Source organism: Bacillus cereus group sp. BfR-BA-01347 (assembly GCF_022663835.1).
GTDB lineage: Bacteria > Bacillota > Bacilli > Bacillales > Bacillaceae_G > Bacillus_A > Bacillus_A thuringiensis_K.
Map to the genome: position 1 here is coordinate 1 of NZ_JAKUGG010000028.1, position 18,839 is coordinate 18,839.

The window sequence follows — 18,839 nt, forward strand, 5'->3', positions numbered from 1 at the left end:
GGTAATGAACTCTTGTCTTCAAACGAAAAACACCTCCAATGAATTTGCATACTTAGTATGCGAATTCAGGAGGTGTTTTTTTCATGTACCACTATTCGGGTTCACTTCAATATATACGATGTTTTTTCGGGTGTGTGTCTCAATATTTACATATTACTTTCGCGTGATGTAGAAGTAGAACAGGCCGGAGCGATAACTAATTGTCTCGGCTCAGTTTTCTTTAAGTGATTTTTGACGTTACACTTACGACGTTGAACAACCCACGCTTTAATAGGGTTTGTCAAAATAATCTTTTGCTCTTCGTTAGGGGCCTCTTCTTCAAACCTACAACTTTCGCTCCATTTATTCCATTTCATTGTAAATTTAGAAGAAGAATGATCATCTTCTTGATCAAATAAGTGCAAAAAATCCATCTCGCCAGCTAGCATTACGGTGTTGCTAGTTGCTAAAAAAGAAAAGGTCGTCCAACGTTTCTCCATGCCCTCCTACTCCTTTTTCACATATAGAGTGCCTAAAACTTAATTTACCTAAAATATGCTTGCCTTTTACCTTACACCCATAGTTTATCCAAAATGCTCTTATGCAACTATCGATTTGCCTTACAACTACCTTACATTTTTGTAAGAAACAAAAAAACCTTCACTCTATATAATGAAGGTTTCTTACTTTTTATCTATATGATCTCTCATATCATCAAGTCCAGCTTCTTTTAGCTGCGACATCATACCGTGCGAAATTGCTCCTAACACTAAAGTCATTCCAATTAATGAAATACGAATCGCAGGTACATCAATTACGTAAGCCAACAGGCCAAGAACAATTGTTAAAAGTAATGCTTTTATAAATGTTACACTTGTGTACTGTTTCTTCTTCATCATATTCACCCTTTATGGAAGCGTTTTCTTAATATGCTTATTATATCATATCATCAGATGATTTTGTCGTTATCTTTGTAAAAAATTACTATCTCCTTTGACTTTTTTCTTTCTATCCTTTACAGTCGAAATGTTCACAAGTTTTACACTGTAGGAGGACTCCAATGAATATTGAAATAAAAGACACTTTAATTTCTGAAGAACAATTACAAGAAAAAGTAAAAGAACTAGCACTTCAAATCGAAAGTGACTTTGAAGGAGAAGAAATCGTAGTCATTGCTGTATTAAAAGGATCTTTCGTATTTGCTGCTGATTTAATTCGTCACATTAAAAACGATGTAACAATCGACTTTATTTCTGCATCTAGCTACGGAAATCAAACAGAAACAACTGGAAAAGTTAAACTATTAAAAGATATCGATGTAAACATTACTGGAAAAAACGTCATTGTCGTAGAAGACATTATCGATTCTGGTTTAACACTTCATTTCCTAAAAGACCACTTCTTTATGCATAAACCAAAGGCACTAAAGTTCTGTACATTACTTGATAAGCCAGAACGTCGTAAAGTAGACTTAACAGCTGAATATGTTGGCTTCCAAATTCCAGACGAATTCATCGTTGGATACGGTATCGACTGTGCAGAAAAATATCGTAACTTACCATTCATTGCTTCAGTTGTAACGGAATAATCGTATAACTTAAAAAATCGATAGTACATAAAATGTATATCGGCGATTTTTCAAATATATCGACCGTAACTCAAATTATATCGGCGATTTTTTAAATATATCGACTTACCGACAATAACTGACAATCTTAGCGCCTTATTAATAGGAAAAAGCTGTTCTGAAATACATCGGAACAGCTCCTTACTTTCCATTACAAAAAAAAACAGGGAGAGATGAAAAATGACAAAAACAAAATTTGAAAAAGTACTCCTCATCGTAAATCCAAAAGCTGGACAAGGCGACTTACATACAAATTTAACGAAAATCGTACCACCTCTTGCCGCAGCTTTTCCTGACTTACATATCCTTCATACGAAAAAACAAGGTGATGCAACAAAATATTGCCAAGAGTTTGCTAGTAAAGTAGATTTAATTATCGTCTTTGGTGGTGACGGAACAGTATTTGAATGCACAAACGGCTTAGCACCTCTTGAAACTAGACCTACACTTGCAATCATTCCAGGCGGAACTTGCAATGACTTCTCTCGCACACTAGGCGTTCCGCAAAACATTGCAGAAGCAGCAAAACTTATCACAAAAGAACACGTAAAACCAGTTGATGTTGCAAAAGCAAATGGACAACATTTTTTAAACTTCTGGGGCATTGGACTCGTATCTGAAGTATCAAACAATATCGATGCAGAAGAAAAAGCAAAGCTTGGTAAAATCGGTTACTATTTAAGCACAATTCGAACTGTAAAAAATGCTGAAACATTCCCAGTTAAAATCACTTATGACGGACAAGTATATGAAGACGAAGCTGTTCTTGTCATGGTTGGAAACGGTGAATATCTTGGTGGTATTCCATCCTTTATTCCGAACGTAAAATGTGATGACGGAACACTTGATATTTTCGTAGTCAAATCAACAGGTATTCAAGCATTTAAAGATTACATCGGAAAAAAACTATTTGAAGACTCAAATGAAAATGACATCTTCCACGTAAAAGCGAAATCCATTCATATCGAAACAGAGGAAGAAAAAGAAGTTGATACAGATGGAGAAAGCTCGCTTCATACACCTTGTCAAATTGAATTATTGCAAGGACACTTTACGATGATTTATAATCCTGCGGTTGTGTAATAAAAAAAACGAGTGCTAGCACTCGTTTTTTCTCTTCTAATCTAGTTATATTGTTGAATCATTTCTTGTATTTCTTTCACTCTCTCTAAAGTAATTCCATTTCTTTGTTCGATCGCTAAAGGATGCTCGGTTGGCTCTAATTCAATATACGGTGCCGTTCCAACTTCTCTTATATGTACATTTGTTTTTAAATTTAATGTTTCTGGATAAAATGGTATTTCTACAGATAACCAACCAAAATAAGGATCACTATTTTCTCGGCCTCTCTCATCCCACTTTTCTAATACTTCATCATAACTTTCTTTACTAAGTGATACCCACACAGTCCATATGAAATTTTCGTGGTAATCAATGATAGGAATCTCTAAACAACCTCTAATAAAGTAATATTCATCATCCATTACGCAAAGTTCTGACGTTAAATAGAAGCGTTCCTCTCTTTCATGGAGCGCTACCTCGTAATAATAATATGGTGCTTCACTTCGGTAGCATAAAGCAAGTGTAAAACGACTCATTTGTACTTTTTCTCCAGATTTTCTTCTTCTTTTCATTTATTATTCTTTCTCCCATCTTTTTCAGTCACAATCAAACTCCACCCAATTTTCCCAGTTCGTATTAGCATCCTTATTTACAATTTCACTAGAGTATACCATAGACATACTTACCTTTCATTTTCTAATAATATTACTAAAAAATAGTAGAATGACTAGTTTGCATACTCTAGTTCTTTTTATGTACAATGAAGGAAAGAAGCACCTTCATGTAAGGGAGAGGACAAACTTTGTTCAACCAACAGTTAGTTAATTTACGCATTGATTTTGCATTTAAACAATTGTTTGGTACGAATGGTAGCGAAGATATTCTAATTGCATTTTTAAATGCTATGTTACAAGAGTCTTTAGAGTCGCCCATTGCTTCTCTACAACTAGAAGATCCACATTTACACAGGGAATATGAAGAGGATAAGTTATCTATTTTAGACATTTCAGCGACATTAAACACAGGAACAAAAGTTAATGTAGAAATACAAGCGCGACAAGAAGTCGCTTCATAATAGTGCGTATCCATAAGGATACGCTATTCTAGTTGTCAAGAATATTTCCACCCAAAACAGCGTTGCCAGTAATGGCAGGGTTGGTTGCATGAGGGAATGCATAAGGAAGCGATGAACGTACATTCAATCCGTGCTAGGGAAAGATGAGAAAGGTAAACGACAGTGAATCTTCTTAAGCTTCGTTACTACAAATCTAATGAAAGACGTTGATACATTGGAACTGCGGATTAGAAAAGTGGACTTTGTATGCTACTGAGAGACAACCTACATATCCGTCGGAGTAGAAGAAGGTACCTTCCCTCATCGTATCTATTAGAAGTGGAACTTGGTAAGCCCTATATAATCTGTACGTTGTACAGTAAGGATGTCGTAAGGCAAAATGACGTTATAGAGGGTATGGGATGTTGGAAAAAGCGAAAGTCGCAAGGTCGAAAGACAACAGGAACTCATAACTGTGCGAATAGCATCCAGGGGAAAAAAACTAATGATGCAACCCGAAAGGGTGCAGACTTCCAACAGGTCTTCAACACGAAAAAAAGCGAAAAAAAACTTCTGCCGAAAGGAAGGAATCTAGTTATGGATACAGCTCACAAGGCGTCGGCTATTCCTTCACTTACAGATTGGTTTACAATTCAATGGAAAGAAATCGAAAGGTATGTAAGGAAGTTACGACAACGAATTTTTCGTGCCAAACAACAAAACCAAAGTAGAAGAGTAAGAAAATTACAACGTCTTATGCTTCGGAGCAAAGCGAATCTATTGTTATCAATCAAAAGAGTTACACAAATAAACCGTGGGAAGCGCACAGCGGGTATTGATGGAGAACGTATATTATCACCTAGGTCTAGGGTAGCATTGTTTCATCAAATGAGTTCCCAAAATATCAAATTACATCGCCCGAGAGCAGTAAAGCGCATACACATTCCGAAGAAAAATGGAAAATTACGCCCGTTGGGCATTCCGACAGTTAAGGATAGAATTTGGCAGAATATCGTCAGAAACGCCCTGGAGCCGGAGTGGGAGGCAGAATTTGAACCCATTTCGTACGGATTCCGTCCAAAGCGTAGTGCGCATGATGCCATAGCGAATATCTTTAATAAACTAAACTCCAAAAGCAAAAAAGTTTGGGTATTTGAAGGGGATTTTGCAGGGTGTTTCGATAATCTCAATCATGAACACATCTTAGAGAAAATTCAAAACTTCCCAGCAAAAGAAATTGTTAGAAGATGGTTAGCATCTGGGTATGTAGATAATCAAGTGTTTCACCCTACAACAGCAGGTTCTCCTCAAGGAGGAGTGATTTCACCTCTCTTGGCTAATATCGCCTTACATGGTATGGAGAAAGAACTCGGTATTAGATACAGTAAGAGTAACACAAAAAGACAAGGTACTATCTATAATATTCATGTCAAATGTACAAAGGCAATGGTTCGCTACGCAGATGATTTTATCATCGCTTGTCAAACCAAAAAAGAAGCCGAATCCTTGTATCGAGAGTTAGTACCATATCTCGAGAAACGCGGAATTACATTAGCAACAGATAAAACCCATGTTACTCACATTACTGAGGGTTTTAATTTTCTAGGTTTTCATATTAAACAATATGTGCAAGACAAGAATAAATTGTTAATAAAACCGTCAAAAACAAGCATTCAAAAAGCTAAGAAGAAAATTAAAACAACTTTCCAAAACTTGAAAGGGAAACCTGTTTATACGCTATTAACAAACCTAAATTCAATAATCCGGGGGTATGTGTATTACTGGAGACATGTAGTATCGAAAAAGGTGTTTTCATCGATTGATTACTTTATATGGGGAAATGTTGTACGACATGTAAAACATTTGCATCCAAAGAAAAGTTGGAAATGGATTGTAAAACAATATTTTCGAAAACCTAAGCATGGAGGACATGATAAATGGGTTCTTACCTGTCCAAAGACACAGTATCAAATCTATAAAATGGTTTGGACCCCCATTATAAGGCATATTGGGATAAGATACAAAAACAGCCCGGATAATCCTGAACTCTCTGATTATTTTGCCAAACGAAATAAAAAAGATTTTGAGAACAATAATACGCTAACTCGAATCAAGATTGCAAAGAAACAGAAATATATCTGTCCAATGTGTGAAGAGGCTCTACAAAACGGAGAAGCACTAGAAATACATCATGAAGTTCCTAAAGTGTACGGAGGAACAAATGAATATGGTAATCTTCAACTTCTACATACATCTTGTCACATTCAACTCCATCAAAAGCATCCTATCTTTCGAGAGAGAGCATATATTTACAAGAAAGTGAACAAACATATTTCATTAACGCCTCGAGAAAGAATCCAGGTAATAGAATGGGTATGATGGATGAAGAACGACTAGCTGTTTGGGATAAAAAGAAGGCTTGAGCCGGATGTTTGGAAACGGACAAGTCCGGTTCTGAGGGGAGAAAGAGTCCGCGAGGACTCCGACTTACCCGACCTCAATAATAATCACGATATGGTTAAACGCAGTTTATATTATTGGGGAAGACTATACACATCTCAACTACAAAAAGGGATGCCCTACAGTGCACTTCACAAAACCATCACCATAAACTTACTAAACTTCGTAATGTTTTCGGAACACCCAGCCTTCCATACAACGAGCATATTATGGAATACACAACAACAAAAAATCCTGAGTGAAGACATAGAAATCCACATTATAGAAATTCCAAAGTTAACTGAACAATGGCATGAAGAAAAAGTAAATCCGTGGAAAGATCCATTTGTTCGTTGGCTTTTATTGCTTTCAGCAAATGAGGATGAGCACTTAACTAAACTATTGGAGGATATTGCTATGAACCAAGACCCTATTTTACAAAAAGCAATAAATAAATGGGAACGTATGAGTCAGGATTCTTCTTTCCGACAAGCCTATGACGCAAGGGAGAAAGTTTTAATGGATGAAGCAGCAAAATTCGCCCATGCAGAGACAGAAGGAATAAAAAGAGGAATGGAACAAGGAATTAAAAAAGGTATTGAAAAAGGCATTGAAAAAGGCATTGAAAAAGGCATTGAAAAAGGCATTGAAAAAGGCATTCAACAGGGGAAAATTCAAATGATTAAAAATATGTATGATCTTGGTATACCACTTGAAACGATTGCTAAGGCAAGTAAATTAAGTTTGCATGAGATTGAGCATATTTTAGGATATAAATAGTCATAAAACAAGAGCTTGAATAGTTTCAAGCTCTTGTTTTATCAACTCTCCTCAATATCATCCAATTGAGTCTTATAACATTCATTACACTTTGGCCTCATAGGAAGAATCCCTCTTTCATCAGGTAATAAAACCCTCAAAACTTCTCGATCCATCTCTACGAAAGACTTCATAATAATGGGATAGCCTTCAATTATATTCGTATACTCAATCCCTTTTTCAAACTTTTTTCCGCCCTTTATTTCTTCTATTACTAATCAAAATAATTCCTATTAATAGGCATCCTACTATGATTAAAATCTCCAAATATAACACTCCATGTGTGCATTTATATTTATTTTCGTTTACGTACTATTGTTATTCATATTCCATTTTAGCTAATAAACAAACGAAAGAGAACTAGGTGGATTAATGTTTACTTAAAAATAAAAAGTCCGAAACCATATAAAGTGATTTCGGACTTTTTATTTTTAAAATATTAAATTACATTTCGAACAAAAAGGAGCTGAATTTCCTCTTCTAATTTTCGTATCACATTTTGGACAATATACATATCGTTCTTCTACCTTTTGTCGTTCTATCATGTGTAAGGATACTATTTTCATACTGCACATAATTCCAATTAAGATAAGGCTAAAAATGAGTAGCACAACGCTCTTCCTTTCTTAACTACTTACCTATATTTTACCATTAAGTAAAGATAATTTTATACTTATAATCCTATCTTATCCTTCATACTGGAAGAAACTTTCTTTACTTCTATTTACTCATCAATGTGATTCTTTTTTGTCTATATAAATAAAGAATACCTGTAACTATAAAAACAATCCCGCCAAAATACACACCATACTCTATCGCAACTGCTACAATTCTTTCAATATGTTGTCCAAATAAAGAACCTAGTACGAAATAAACGAGTGTCCAAACAAAGCCTGTCGTATAAGAATACAAAGCATACGCCTTAAATGACATGTTATTCATTCCAACTAAATACGGTACGATATGTCTTACAACTGGTATGAAGTAACTTGTGACTAACGCGTACTGTCCGTATTTATCAACCATTTCTTGTGATTTTATCAAATACTTCGCTTTTTTCTTTTTCATTAATTTATGGAGTACCTTCGTGCCAAATACCTTCCCTAATATATATCCTAAAGAAAGCCCTGATACAACACCTAAATATGTTAATACAAATGAAGGAACAACACTTAATATCCCTACTGAAGATACGAAACCACCGCTCATAACAATCATTTCATCTGGAATTGGCATACCGATAATACCTAACCATAAACAGAAAAATAATGCCCAATAACCGTACTGCTCGATATAGGATAATAATTCATGTAATTCCATTATGCATATGCTCTCCTTAGCTCTTTTTTACAGCTAAAGACATACGCTGGTGGGAAATTGAGCCACACTTTCTCTAGCGTAATTTCAGGAAAGAAATGCTCTATAAAGCCTTTTTTCACAAGTGAATATTGAAATGTAATGAATTCACCATTCTCATGTATCACTTCCATCGCATTGTTTAAAATGCGCTTTGAAACTTCTTCTGGTAAAGAAGTGAAAGGTAATCCTGATAAAATGTAATCAATGCATTTTATATTGAACTCTTCCATATACTTCTTTATATTTTCAGCTGAACCGTGTACAACTATGACGTTCTGCTCATCTTTAAACTTTCTCTTTAGCTCTTTGCAAAACACTTCATTAATTTCAATAAGAAGAAATATTGTTTCCTTCTTCTTTCTCTTCATAATTTCTTTCGTAAAGACTCCTGTACCAGGACCTAACTCTACAATGCATTTCGCTCTATTAAAATCAATTACATCTACCATCTTCTTTGCTAATATTTTTGAACTTGGCGCAATTGCACCAGTATGTTTCGGATGTTTAATAAATTCATGTAAGAATGTTATGAGTTGCATGTAACCTTCTCCCCATTCGTTCAATAGTTTTTAACTTGTTTCTAAGTATAACTATCATTTCTTAATAAAAATTGAGGAAGTTTCTTAAGATTTTATGAAGAATAAAAAAACAGCTATCCCTATTACGATAGCTGTCCCTTTATTACTTCGCACTCACGATCTTATAATAAGAACGAACTGTTAAGAAGTAATATCCAATATAAATAGCGCCGTATACTCCGATACTAATTAGAAGCGGAATCATAATTTCAAATGGTAGTATGTTCCCTAAACCTTTTAATGCAAACAAGCTGTGCAGGATTCCGATTACTAGTGGAATTGCAAAGATAAAGCTTACTTGTTTTGCAATAGCTTTTTTCATTTCTTGTTTTGTAACCCCGACTTTATGAAGGACAATGTAACGATCACGGTCAGCACTTGCTTCTGTAAGCTGCTTAAAGTAAATGATTGATCCTGTCGCTAATAGGAAGACTAAACCTAAGAATAGTCCGATGAACATCATTAGTCCAGTTGCTTCCAGTCCCATATGGAAACCAGTATAGAAGTCTCTAAATGGTGGTGCCATTTCTGATACCCCAGTTGGCATCACTTTTGCTAATTTTTCCGTTAACACTTTACTGTTTCTTTCATCTTTTACATCAATATTTTTTACAATACGTGTTCCAAATGCTTGTTTCGCTTGTTCATACATTTCATCGGAAACGACAACAACTAGTTCACCTAAGTTTGTAATTGCATTATCATTTGCGGCTTGAATCGTTAATTTCTTCGTTTCATTTCCAATTTGGAATACTACTTTATTCCCTTTATATTGAGGGCTAAACTCATGCCCTTCAATATACGAACTATCATATATAATTGCTTCACCAGCAGTTACATTCACTGTTTCTGCCTCAATTTTTTTAGCAAGCTTGTTAAATTCAGATTGAGACATAAATTGATATTTCTCTGAAATCGTGTAATTCATATTAAGAATGAAATCAACTTTCTCTCCTTCAAACTTCCCTTTTACAGGAACTGTCTCAATTTCAACTTGATCTTTGATCGGATGATCTTTCTTCTCTTCTGCAAAAATCGCATTTACTTTCTTATCAAGCTCTGCATCTTTCTTCTCGTAAGAATAACTGTATGGCATAGCTGCTTTTGATTGTGTAAATGTGTTGTAATACATCGTAACTGACGTACCAACCGCTGTTAATGTTACCGCACTTAAAATAGAAATTGTCGCAAGTGACTTTGCATTTCCTTTAATACGATATAGTAGCTGTGACGTCGTTACCATATTCATACCGTTATAAAACGATGATTTATTATTTCTTGCACGTTTCAATACGAATACTGTAAAGAACATAAATAGTAAGTACGTACCTAATACTGTCGCCAGTAAAATATAAAGTGCAACTGCCATAAAGTCTGCATATTTAACGGCCTTCATGAACATTAATGCTAAGAAATAACCTGAACCAATTAAGACAACTGAAATTAATGCCATAATAACAGATCCTTTTGGCATTGCTTCTCCTTCACGTTCTGCGCGGAAAAGTTCAATTAACTTAAAGCGATAAATTAAACGATATCCTTGGAGTGATGTATATAAAATAATCACAAAGAAAATAATTGCTGTATCAATAATTGCTGCCATTGGTACTTCAAAATGAACGTTTAAATTTAATCCCATCATATTTACTAATAACTCAAGGAATAATTTTGAAAGGACACTACCGATTGCAATCCCGATTACTAATGACATTAATCCCATTAACATATTTTCATAAAAGAGCATTTTACCAATTTGTCTTTTTCGAATACCTAATAAAGAATATAGCCCAACTTCTTTTTTACGTTTACGTGTAAAGAATCCGTTCGAATATATAATGAACACTGCTACGAAAATGATAAGCATCACACTGGAAACTTGAAATGCACCACTAATCTTTTTAGAAGCTTCTGCTGCTTTTTCCATTTGTGAATTATATTGTAGTGCTTTAAATGTAAAGTAAATTACAATACTAAATATCATTGATGCAAAATATACAAAGTAGTCTTTAAAGTTCCGCTGTATGTTGCGGAGGGCAATGCTAGATAAGGTCATCAGCCATACCTCCAGAAATAGAAGACATTACGTCAACGACTTTTTGGAAGAACTGTTTACGCGTTGATTCACCGCGGTGCAATTCTTTATATAGTTCACCATCTTTAATGAAAATAACTCGTTTACAATAACTCGCCGCAAATGCATCATGCGTTACCATTAAAATTGTTGAGTTATCATATTCATTTAATGACTTCATACTTTCAAGTAAATCTGTTGCAGATTTAGAATCAAGCGCTCCAGTTGGCTCGTCTCCGAAAATCATACTTGGATTCGTAACGATTGCACGTGATGCTGCACAACGTTGCTTCTGTCCACCCGACACTTGATATGGGAACTGACTTAAAATATGATCAATACCGAATTTCTTTGAGATTTCAAGAACGCGGCGATCAATCTCACTCGCTTTCACCTTTGATAACGCAAGTGGTAAAGCGATATTCTCTTTCACTGTTAACGTATCTAATAAATTATAATCTTGGAAAATGAAACCTAAATGATCGCGGCGGAATAACGCTAACTTATCATCATTCATCTTCACAATATCTTTTCCATCAATTAAAATTTCACCGTTCGTCGCATTATCAATTGTAGAAAGAACATTTAGTAAAGTCGTCTTACCAGAACCAGAAGGTCCCATAATTCCAACAAATTCACCTTCTTTTACTTGTAAGTTAATACCTTTTAACGCTGCAAATTTATTACCACCCGTGTCATACACTTTTTCGATATTTTTTGCTTCTAACACTGTTTTCATCTCGACATCCCTCATTTCTTCTATTCTCTATTTTCAACTATATACACTCTCTACTCTTGCCACTATCGATGTTTCTTACACAAACATGACAGTTATGTAAGGCACATAAGTAAAGACATCAAAAAGTTAACATAATGAATTAAAGTACTTTGCTACTATAACATTGGGATATCATACCATCCATTCATTCTCCTTACAGGAACATTACAATTTTGTAAGGTAAAAAATGTACCTACAAAGTTGTGCACGAAATGTCGGATGGGGTTATTTCGTTCCTGTTATTCTATGTACAGAGGAGGTCATAATATGGATTCACTTAAAAATATGAATGCTGCAATGCACTATATTGAAGGTAACCTTACGAATGAAATTGATTTTAAAGAAGTTGCGAGGCTAGCTCTCTGTTCTGAGTATCACTTTAAAAGAATGTTTTCGTTTTTAGCAGGCATATCACTATCTGATTATATTCGCTGTAGACGTCTTACTCTCGCTGCCTTTGAACTAAAAAACAGCAATGTAAAAGTCATTGATGTCGCTATAAAATATGGCTACAACTCACCAGATTCATTCGCTCGTGCATTTCAAAACTTGCACGGTATAACACCTTCAGAGGTCCGAAATAGTAGCCATTCTTTGAAGGCTTATTCACCAATGACCTTCCAGTTATCCATTCAAGGAGGAAATGAAATGAATTATCGAATTGAAGAAAAAGAGCCATTTCGAATTATAGGTATTACAAAACGAGTACCAATCGTTTTCAATGGTGTAAATGAAGAAATCGCTTCTATGTGGAAGAGTTTAAACCCAGACTCCATTCAAACATTAAAGTCCCTTTCAAACATTGAACCTACTGGAATTATTAGTGCCTCTACTAATTTTTCTGAAGGGAGAATGGAGGAAAAAGGAGAACTTGATCACTATATTGGAGTAGCCACAACGAAAGATTGTCCAGAGCAATTCGCGCAACTTGAAGTCGCAGCTTCAACATGGGCTATATTTGAAGCTGTCGGTCCATTTCCTGATGCATTACAAAATGTGTGGGGACGTATTTATTCTGAATGGTTCCCTTCTTCGAACTATGAACTAGCGGAAGGACCGGAGATATTGTGGAATGAAAGTAAAGACGTATCCTCTCCGAATTTCAGAAGTGAAATATGGGTACCTGTTTTAAAAAAGTAATATAAGAGTCTAACCTTTTCAAAATAAAGAAGCTACTTTTCCTTTTTAAAGGAAAAGTAGCTCCTTTATTTTATACTTCTTCTCGACTCGTTCTTATACAAGAAAATAGTAATAATCGTAAGCACTATAATAACTACAAAAGTAAATACTCTGTAGTTCGAGATAGTAGCAGTACCAATTAATAAGGCAGGTATAACCGCCACAATTAAGCCACCAAACATACCAACAAACGATCCTATACTTTGTTTTACTACTTGAGTTTCTGATACCCAATCATAATAACCAAATCGATTATTAATGAAAATCCCCCATACTGCTGAAAATAATGAATATATTATCGGTGTTATTACGATGAAAAAAGAACTCCAAACATCTAGCTTTAACCCGATTATCAGTAATACAGCACTAATAAGTGATGCAGGTATACTCAATGAAAGATTCATAAGAATTTTACTATCATAAATCATCTTTGGCGCTATAGGCAATGATTTAATAATCCATACATTTTTTCCTTCTAAAGACAATGACACACATGTTGTACATGTCATCGAAATCGCTGCTGCAATAGCAAATGGAGCAATCTTTTGCAACAGGGGCTCAATTCCAGGATACGCTATTAATTGGCTTGGTCCTACTACAACTATGGCTAGCGAGAAAGCTAGCGCCATCACGACTCCCATTCCACTATTTATGACATACACTGTAGAAGAGAAGAAACGTGTCAGCTCTTTTTTATACAATGCGACCAATACACTCTCTTTTTTCATGCTATTAATCTCATAATTTGAAAGCATATGATAAGTGGTGATCCCTGTGTTTATTTGCTTATATTTTAACGAAAGTATTTTTACAAAAAGATAATACCAAATCACTGATATCCCCACAAATAAGATGAAAGCTACCATATCAGCATTAACAATTGCTTTTTGAAACATGTTAGCTAATGGATACACTTTAGTTAATTGCTCCGAAACAATTGCACCAATTCCGTTCATATCATTAAGGCTATATTGAGCATTTCCGTTTTTTAGCATAAAGGAACCGAATGTAATAATTACTATAAAACTTAAAATCGTAGTTATTTTATTCGTATTTTTAAATTTAGAAGCGATTGCCGTAATCGAAGCTCCAAAGATTGCTGCGATTGTTGTTGGGATTAAAGATGCGATAAACATACTGATGAACCACATAAAGTAAAAAGAAACTGATGGATTTTCATGTATACAATACACAACTCCCATTGGTAGCATGATTATGATTGAAAAGATTGTATTCAGCAAGTATAAATACAAAAATCTACTTGCAATAACAGTACTTACGCGAATCGGCAATGACATTAAAAAGTCGTAATCCTTAAAAGCAAAAATTTCTCCATTTGCCTTAAATATAGTGAAAAACAACGTTAATACACTGCTAATAACTAGTGCATAGACGGGAATAATTTCACTCATTCCTAGTTTTACCAACCCATATGCCGAAGCTCCGCAATATAACATTAACATGACACCAACTAGAGCAATAGATGCTGTCAGCAAAATCTTATTCTGCTTCTTTTTCTTATCTTTTTCGTATTTAAAGGTGTTTAAACCGAGCTGCGTTATCAACCGAATTTTCAAAAGACCTAAACTATTAGTATTCATTAGCAAGCTCCTTCATAAAGAGCTCTTCCAATGAGCCTTCCTTTATTAAAGAATTTACTTCTCCTGAAAGTGCTAATTTCCCTCTATTAATCATCGCTACTTTATTACATAACTTCTCAGCTACATCTAAAACGTGCGTAGAAAAGAAAATCGCACTTCCTTTTTCACAAAGCTCTTTCATAATACCTTTCAATACTACTGCTGCCTTTGGATCAAGACCAACGAAAGGTTCATCTAAAACTAATAATTTCGGTTTATGTAAAACCGCCGATATAATCGCTACTTTTTGTTTCATGCCGTGTGAATAAGAAGATATTAAATCCCCTAAGTACGGTGTAATCTCAAAAGCATCCCCATACTTCTGTATCTGTTCTTCCCGATCCCTCGCAGGCACTTTAAACACATCCGCAACAAAGTTCAAATATTGAATTCCTGTTAATTGCTCATATAAATCTGGATTATCAGGAATATACGCCATTACTCTCTTACATGCAATCGGATCCTTTTTTACTGAATGTCCATCAACAAAAATTTCACCCTCTTCAAAATCTATAACTCCTACTAACGACTTAATTGTTGTACTTTTCCCCGCACCGTTATGTCCAATAAATCCAAAGATATCCCCTGCTTTAACAGTAATATTCAAATGATCAACTGCTTTCTTACCGTCTTTATATGTCTTGCTAAAATTTATAATTTCTAGCATGTAAATCCCTCCAAATCACCTTTTCGATTGAATTTTCAGACCTTAAAACGAAAAATTTACTCAGTGAGCTTTTCATTATTCCCACTGAGTATTAAAATCTCTTAACACATAGAAACTATAAATATAAAATTTGACTAATATAACTCACATTTGTATTTCTTTTTTATACAAAACGTAAGAATATAAATTCGTTATAATGACAGCAACTACTATAATCCCAAGCATTATATAAGTTCTCCAATAAGCCGGAGCGAAAACACTTATAATCATAATAACTCCTAACGCCACAAATACTTTTCCGCTAAACCGATGTGTTTTCCGCCATACTTCTTCATTACTTAACGTCCATGGATTACGCATCCCGACAAAAAAGTTTGGCTTACACTGTGGTAAATAATTACCCATTACTAAAAATAAAACACCAACTAATAATTCAGGCACCCGATTAATGAATAAGTTATATCCTAATCCACTTGTAATAATATCTATATTTCCTACAAATAGTAGCAATAGTACCCCATTATTCATCATCATAAAGGCTTTAGAAAATTTCTCGTAATTTGCTTTCCTTGGATCAATCTTTGGTATCACATTTAGAAATATATATAATGCAATCATAATTCCGACCATAGAAATCATTCCGTAAAATTTAGACGAATATCCATCTACCTTACCGCCGCTCCAATGCGTTGCAATTGTATCCGGCAAATGCGGCCAAGCAAACGCCCAAGCTAAACAAGTTATAACAATTAATAAGATTGCAAAAAGATGTTTTTTCATTTCCCCTCTTCCCCCTTATTCGTAAATGTAAACACCCAAGTCAACAAATCTTGAAAGACCGTTGTGTTTAAAGAGTACACAACGAATTGCCCTTTCTTTTCATCTTGAATAAGTTCAGCACTTTTAAGTGCGCTTAAGTGGTGTGAAATACTTGGTTTTGTCATATTGAAATGTTCAGCAATCTCACCTGCGGTTAGATCGCCTTCTTTTAATAAATCTAAAATTTTTCGCCTTGTTGGATCTGCTAATGCTTTGAATGCTTGATTCAATGTCTTTCTTCCCCTCATTAATTAGACATTTAGATATTTATCTAAATGTTAAAATGATTTTAGTTAATTGTCAATTATCTATACGCCCCTTTTTATTTTGTACCCTACGCCAATTACTCTATATTGAATAAAATCTAAAGAGTACGCAGGTTAAAAAGGAAAGCAGCTCTTCTGCTTCTTTTCTTAATAATACTTTTTCTGGAACTTCTACAACAGGATCATCACTTAGTTGTTGTTTTTCAAATAAGCGCATCCTCTTCCATATGTGTTTTCTCCATTGACTAATCTGTTTGTAAACAATTCCATTCAACCAAAATAGAAACGGTCTAGATTGATCATATGTTGAAATAGATTTCCAAAGTTGAAAGTAGATTTCATTTGTATCATGCTGATTTTTAACTATAGCAAAGACGGTTTCATAGATTCTCTGACTTGTTAAGTTAAATATAAATTCAAAAGCCTCCTCATCACCTTTTAATAAGCGTTCTATCCAGGTATGTATATCTTCATTACTTGCCAAGTAGTGCCCCCTCCTTAACGATGTTCTCACTATATATTGGACGGTAAGCAAAATAAAGTTCCAAATTTCATAAAAAAATATAATACTTTTATCCATTCATATATTTAAAAGGAAAATATATTGAATTATTCCTATAATACTTTTTACTTTTCTCATTTTTAACCTATACTGTTTACTAGCTTATCTTTCAACATAATGAAAAGACTTGAAACACATGATACACTATAGCTACAATTGTTTTTTTGAGGAGGAATATACATATGTATAAAATTTTAATCGTTGAAGACGATCCAAATATTTCATCATTACTACAATCTCACATTCAAAAATACGGCTATGAAGCTGTTGTTGCAGAGAATTTCGATGATATTATGGAATCGTTTAACGCAGTGAAACCACATCTTGTTTTACTTGATGTAAACTTACCGAAATTCGATGGGTTCTACTGGTGCCGCCAAATTCGTCATGAATCTACTTGTCCTATTATTTTCATTTCAGCTCGTGCAGGTGAGATGGAACAAATTATGGCGATTGAAAGCGGTGCGGATGATTACATTACAAAGCCGTTCCACTACGATGTTGTAATGGCGAAAATTAAAGGACAATTACGCCGTATTTACGGTGATTATGCACCAAATATTTCTGAACGTATCGTTGAAGTAGAAGGTTTAAAACTATTCCCTGAACGTCCAGAAATTCATTTTGGATCTGAACAAGTTCTTTTAACGAAGAAAGAGGCAATTTTAGCAGAAATGTTATTATCTAAATTCCCTCGTACAGCGAGCCGTGAAGATTTATTAGCTGCGCTTTGGGATGACGAAAGTTTTGTTGAGGAAAATACATTAAACGTAAACATTACGCGTCTTCGTAAAAAGTTTAATGAACTTGGTATTGAGAATTCTATTGAAACAGTACGTGGACTTGGGTATCGTTTTAACGCAACTTGGAGTGAATAAGCATGAAGCTATTTTTACGTGATCATTTTGCATTTTTCCTACTGTACGTATTAAACTTCGGTATCATCTTCGTTCTTTATGATGCAGTAGATGGATTTCAAAACAATAAATTTTACTTCGTCGTTTTAAGTTTATACTTATTTATTTGTTTCCTCGCTTATCGTTACGTTCGCAATCGTAGAATGTACCATAGATTAAGTGAGCAACCAGAAAAGATGGAAGATGCGTTTATTGAAAGAGCGACTGCTCCGATGCCTCACGGTGTCAATGAACTCGTGCGTACGCAGTACCGCCTCTTCCAAAAAGAACTACAATCGTATGAAGTAAAACAACAAGAACATCAATTATTTATTAATCATTGGGTACATCAAATGAAGACACCTGTATCCGTTATGCAGCTTATGGTGCTCGAAATGGAAGATGAGCATTTGATTCCGAAATTCAAAAAAGAATTAGAACGATTAAATCAAGGACTCGATATGGCTTTATATATGGCAAGGCTAAATAACTTCCATGAAGATTTCCATGTTGAGACAATTTCATTAAAAGATACAGTAACAAAAAATATTAACGGATTAAAAGAACTATTCATTCGTAATGGTGTCTTCCCTGTTTTAGAAGTCCATTCGGATTTAAAAGTTGCTTCTGATGCGAAATGGCTAAAATTTATCATCTATCAGTTAATGACAAACGCTGTTCGTTACTCTGGGGAACGCGGAAAGAAAGTTTTCTTATCTGCTTACCGAAACGGAAAAGATATTATTTTAGAAGTTCGTGATGAAGGTGTGGGTATTCCACAAGAAGATATTCGAAGAGTATTTGAACCGTTTTACACTGGGAAAAACGGTCGTGCATTCGGAGAATCTACTGGTATGGGACTTTATATTGTAAGTAAAATTTGTGATTACTTAGGTCACTCTGTCAAACTAGATTCTGAAGTTGGTAAAGGAACGACGATTAAAATCATCTTCCACAACGCTGCAAATAATCAAGCAGAACATACGGAGAAGGTGACCGAAGCATGATCGTAACATATGTAAGCGAAATGTATGAGAACTCACT

19 protein-coding genes and 3 pseudogenes are annotated in these 18,839 nt (G+C 34.7%); 8 read left to right on the forward strand and 14 right to left on the reverse strand.

What is annotated here, in order from left to right; genetic code table 11:
* Window positions 1-146: 146 nt before the first annotated feature.
* Together MR143_RS27795 and MR143_RS27800 are read right to left on the reverse strand one after the other, a co-directional pair.
* On the reverse strand, window positions 147-479 hold the full coding sequence (locus MR143_RS27795) for a hypothetical protein (RefSeq protein WP_000415590.1): 333 nt from the start codon (window positions 477-479) through the stop codon (window positions 147-149).
* Window positions 480-662: 183 nt separating this feature from the next.
* The gene (locus tag MR143_RS27800) at window positions 663-878 is read right to left on the reverse strand and encodes a hypothetical protein (protein WP_002001286.1); all 216 of its coding nucleotides are present in this window, start codon (window positions 876-878) and stop codon (window positions 663-665) included.
* A gap of 161 nt (window positions 879-1,039) precedes the next feature.
* Between MR143_RS27800 and hpt the strand changes: the two genes are divergently transcribed.
* Window positions 1,040-1,567 carry a hypoxanthine phosphoribosyltransferase gene (gene hpt, locus MR143_RS27805; RefSeq protein WP_001019309.1) on the forward strand — a complete coding sequence of 176 codons (528 nt, stop codon included), beginning with the start codon at window positions 1,040-1,042 and terminating at the stop codon, window positions 1,565-1,567.
* Between the two features lie 219 nt (window positions 1,568-1,786).
* Window positions 1,787-2,689 carry a diacylglycerol/lipid kinase family protein gene (locus MR143_RS27810; protein ID WP_000167907.1) on the forward strand — a complete coding sequence of 301 codons (903 nt, stop codon included), beginning with the start codon at window positions 1,787-1,789 and terminating at the stop codon, window positions 2,687-2,689.
* 41 nt (window positions 2,690-2,730) lie between these two features.
* Here MR143_RS27810 and MR143_RS27815 read toward each other — a convergent pair whose 3' ends face one another.
* Window positions 2,731-3,240 carry a DUF2199 domain-containing protein gene (locus MR143_RS27815; RefSeq protein WP_000830228.1) on the reverse strand — a complete coding sequence of 170 codons (510 nt, stop codon included), beginning with the start codon at window positions 3,238-3,240 and terminating at the stop codon, window positions 2,731-2,733.
* A gap of 230 nt (window positions 3,241-3,470) precedes the next feature.
* On the opposite strand from MR143_RS27815, the pseudogene MR143_RS27820 reads away from it, so the two are divergent.
* From MR143_RS27820 to MR143_RS27830, 3 genes and pseudogenes are all read left to right on the forward strand, one after another.
* Window positions 3,471-3,719 (forward strand): annotated as a pseudogene (locus MR143_RS27820) (Rpn family recombination-promoting nuclease/putative transposase); the annotation flags it as partial.
* A 600-nt stretch (window positions 3,720-4,319) separates the two neighbouring features.
* Window positions 4,320-6,101, forward strand: a complete 1,782-nt coding sequence (gene ltrA, locus MR143_RS27825) for a group II intron reverse transcriptase/maturase (RefSeq protein WP_242281114.1) — start codon at window positions 4,320-4,322, stop codon at window positions 6,099-6,101.
* Between the two features lie 117 nt (window positions 6,102-6,218).
* Window positions 6,219-6,941, forward strand: a pseudogene (locus MR143_RS27830) (Rpn family recombination-promoting nuclease/putative transposase); the annotation flags it as partial.
* Between the two features lie 41 nt (window positions 6,942-6,982).
* Here the strand turns inward: MR143_RS27830 and MR143_RS33070 are convergent.
* The 6 genes and pseudogenes from MR143_RS33070 to MR143_RS27855 all read right to left on the reverse strand — a co-directional run.
* Window positions 6,983-7,195, reverse strand: a pseudogene (locus tag MR143_RS33070) (DUF4262 domain-containing protein); the annotation flags it as partial.
* A 216-nt stretch (window positions 7,196-7,411) separates the two neighbouring features.
* Window positions 7,412-7,591, reverse strand: a complete 180-nt coding sequence (locus MR143_RS33305) for a hypothetical protein (protein ID WP_001986677.1) — start codon at window positions 7,589-7,591, stop codon at window positions 7,412-7,414.
* Between the two features lie 109 nt (window positions 7,592-7,700).
* Window positions 7,701-8,300, reverse strand: coding sequence for a DedA family protein (locus tag MR143_RS27840; RefSeq protein ID WP_000418939.1), 600 nt, complete (start codon window positions 8,298-8,300; stop codon window positions 7,701-7,703).
* Window positions 8,300-8,878 (reverse strand): class I SAM-dependent methyltransferase, encoded by a 579-nt coding sequence (locus tag MR143_RS27845; RefSeq protein ID WP_001176073.1) that lies wholly within the window; start codon window positions 8,876-8,878, stop codon window positions 8,300-8,302. The genes MR143_RS27840 and MR143_RS27845 overlap by 1 nt, the downstream gene beginning before the upstream one ends.
* A gap of 142 nt (window positions 8,879-9,020) precedes the next feature.
* Window positions 9,021-10,970 carry an ABC transporter permease gene (locus MR143_RS27850; RefSeq protein WP_000176158.1) on the reverse strand — a complete coding sequence of 650 codons (1,950 nt, stop codon included), beginning with the start codon at window positions 10,968-10,970 and terminating at the stop codon, window positions 9,021-9,023.
* Window positions 10,957-11,727, reverse strand: a complete 771-nt coding sequence (locus MR143_RS27855; protein ID WP_000859656.1) for an ABC transporter ATP-binding protein — start codon at window positions 11,725-11,727, stop codon at window positions 10,957-10,959. The genes MR143_RS27850 and MR143_RS27855 overlap by 14 nt, the downstream gene beginning before the upstream one ends.
* Before the next feature lie 306 nt (window positions 11,728-12,033).
* On the opposite strand from MR143_RS27855, the gene MR143_RS27860 reads away from it, so the two are divergent.
* A complete protein-coding gene (locus tag MR143_RS27860; protein WP_000377679.1) occupies window positions 12,034-12,906 on the forward strand; it encodes an AraC family transcriptional regulator in 873 nt (290 codons plus the stop codon).
* Window positions 12,907-12,971: 65 nt separating this feature from the next.
* Here MR143_RS27860 and MR143_RS27865 read toward each other — a convergent pair whose 3' ends face one another.
* The 5 genes from MR143_RS27865 to MR143_RS27885 all read right to left on the reverse strand — a co-directional run bounded on the left by MR143_RS27865 (window position 12,972) and on the right by MR143_RS27885 (window position 16,821).
* Window positions 12,972-14,546, reverse strand: a complete 1,575-nt coding sequence (locus MR143_RS27865; protein WP_001095682.1) for a hypothetical protein — start codon at window positions 14,544-14,546, stop codon at window positions 12,972-12,974.
* The gene (locus MR143_RS27870) at window positions 14,536-15,252 is read right to left on the reverse strand and encodes an ABC transporter ATP-binding protein (RefSeq protein WP_000889756.1); all 717 of its coding nucleotides are present in this window, start codon (window positions 15,250-15,252) and stop codon (window positions 14,536-14,538) included. Before MR143_RS27870 ends, MR143_RS27865 begins: the two co-directional genes overlap by 11 nt.
* A gap of 144 nt (window positions 15,253-15,396) precedes the next feature.
* Window positions 15,397-16,032, reverse strand: a complete 636-nt coding sequence (locus MR143_RS27875) for an SdpI family protein (protein ID WP_000716348.1) — start codon at window positions 16,030-16,032, stop codon at window positions 15,397-15,399.
* Window positions 16,029-16,301 (reverse strand): autorepressor SdpR family transcription factor, encoded by a 273-nt coding sequence (locus MR143_RS27880; RefSeq protein WP_001070535.1) that lies wholly within the window; start codon window positions 16,299-16,301, stop codon window positions 16,029-16,031. Before MR143_RS27880 ends, MR143_RS27875 begins: the two co-directional genes overlap by 4 nt.
* Before the next feature lie 118 nt (window positions 16,302-16,419).
* Window positions 16,420-16,821, reverse strand: coding sequence for a hypothetical protein (locus MR143_RS27885; RefSeq protein WP_000157861.1), 402 nt, complete (start codon window positions 16,819-16,821; stop codon window positions 16,420-16,422).
* Between the two features lie 260 nt (window positions 16,822-17,081).
* Here MR143_RS27885 and MR143_RS27890 point away from each other — a divergent pair, with 260 nt between their 5' ends.
* Together MR143_RS27890 and MR143_RS27895 are read left to right on the forward strand one after the other, a co-directional pair.
* Window positions 17,082-17,777, forward strand: coding sequence for a response regulator transcription factor (locus MR143_RS27890; protein WP_000276738.1), 696 nt, complete (start codon window positions 17,082-17,084; stop codon window positions 17,775-17,777).
* 2 nt (window positions 17,778-17,779) lie between these two features.
* Window positions 17,780-18,802, forward strand: a complete 1,023-nt coding sequence (locus tag MR143_RS27895) for a sensor histidine kinase (protein WP_000765341.1) — start codon at window positions 17,780-17,782, stop codon at window positions 18,800-18,802.
* The last annotated feature ends 37 nt before the right edge of the window (window positions 18,803-18,839 follow it).

Excerpts from the sequence above, each read along its gene's own strand:
- MR143_RS27795 (WP_000415590.1), bottom strand. The coding sequence starts at position 479 with ATGGAGAAACGTTGGACGACCTTTTCTTTTTTAGCAACTAGCAACACC.
- MR143_RS27800 (WP_002001286.1), bottom strand. The coding sequence starts at position 878 with ATGATGAAGAAGAAACAGTACACAAGTGTAACATTTATAAAAGCATTA.
- hpt (WP_001019309.1), top strand. The coding sequence starts at position 1,040 with ATGAATATTGAAATAAAAGACACTTTAATTTCTGAAGAACAATTACAA.
- MR143_RS27810 (WP_000167907.1), top strand. The coding sequence starts at position 1,787 with ATGACAAAAACAAAATTTGAAAAAGTACTCCTCATCGTAAATCCAAAA.
- MR143_RS27815 (WP_000830228.1), bottom strand. The coding sequence starts at position 3,240 with ATGAAAAGAAGAAGAAAATCTGGAGAAAAAGTACAAATGAGTCGTTTT.
- ltrA (WP_242281114.1), top strand. The coding sequence starts at position 4,320 with ATGGATACAGCTCACAAGGCGTCGGCTATTCCTTCACTTACAGATTGG.
- MR143_RS27840 (WP_000418939.1), bottom strand. The coding sequence starts at position 8,300 with ATGGAATTACATGAATTATTATCCTATATCGAGCAGTACGGTTATTGG.
- MR143_RS27845 (WP_001176073.1), bottom strand. The coding sequence starts at position 8,878 with ATGCAACTCATAACATTCTTACATGAATTTATTAAACATCCGAAACAT.
- MR143_RS27850 (WP_000176158.1), bottom strand. The coding sequence starts at position 10,970 with ATGACCTTATCTAGCATTGCCCTCCGCAACATACAGCGGAACTTTAAA.
- MR143_RS27855 (WP_000859656.1), bottom strand. The coding sequence starts at position 11,727 with ATGAAAACAGTGTTAGAAGCAAAAAATATCGAAAAAGTGTATGACACG.
- MR143_RS27860 (WP_000377679.1), top strand. The coding sequence starts at position 12,034 with ATGGATTCACTTAAAAATATGAATGCTGCAATGCACTATATTGAAGGT.
- MR143_RS27865 (WP_001095682.1), bottom strand. The coding sequence starts at position 14,546 with ATGAATACTAATAGTTTAGGTCTTTTGAAAATTCGGTTGATAACGCAG.
- MR143_RS27870 (WP_000889756.1), bottom strand. The coding sequence starts at position 15,252 with ATGCTAGAAATTATAAATTTTAGCAAGACATATAAAGACGGTAAGAAA.
- MR143_RS27875 (WP_000716348.1), bottom strand. The coding sequence starts at position 16,032 with ATGAAAAAACATCTTTTTGCAATCTTATTAATTGTTATAACTTGTTTA.
- MR143_RS27890 (WP_000276738.1), top strand. The coding sequence starts at position 17,082 with ATGTATAAAATTTTAATCGTTGAAGACGATCCAAATATTTCATCATTA.
- MR143_RS27895 (WP_000765341.1), top strand. The coding sequence starts at position 17,780 with ATGAAGCTATTTTTACGTGATCATTTTGCATTTTTCCTACTGTACGTA.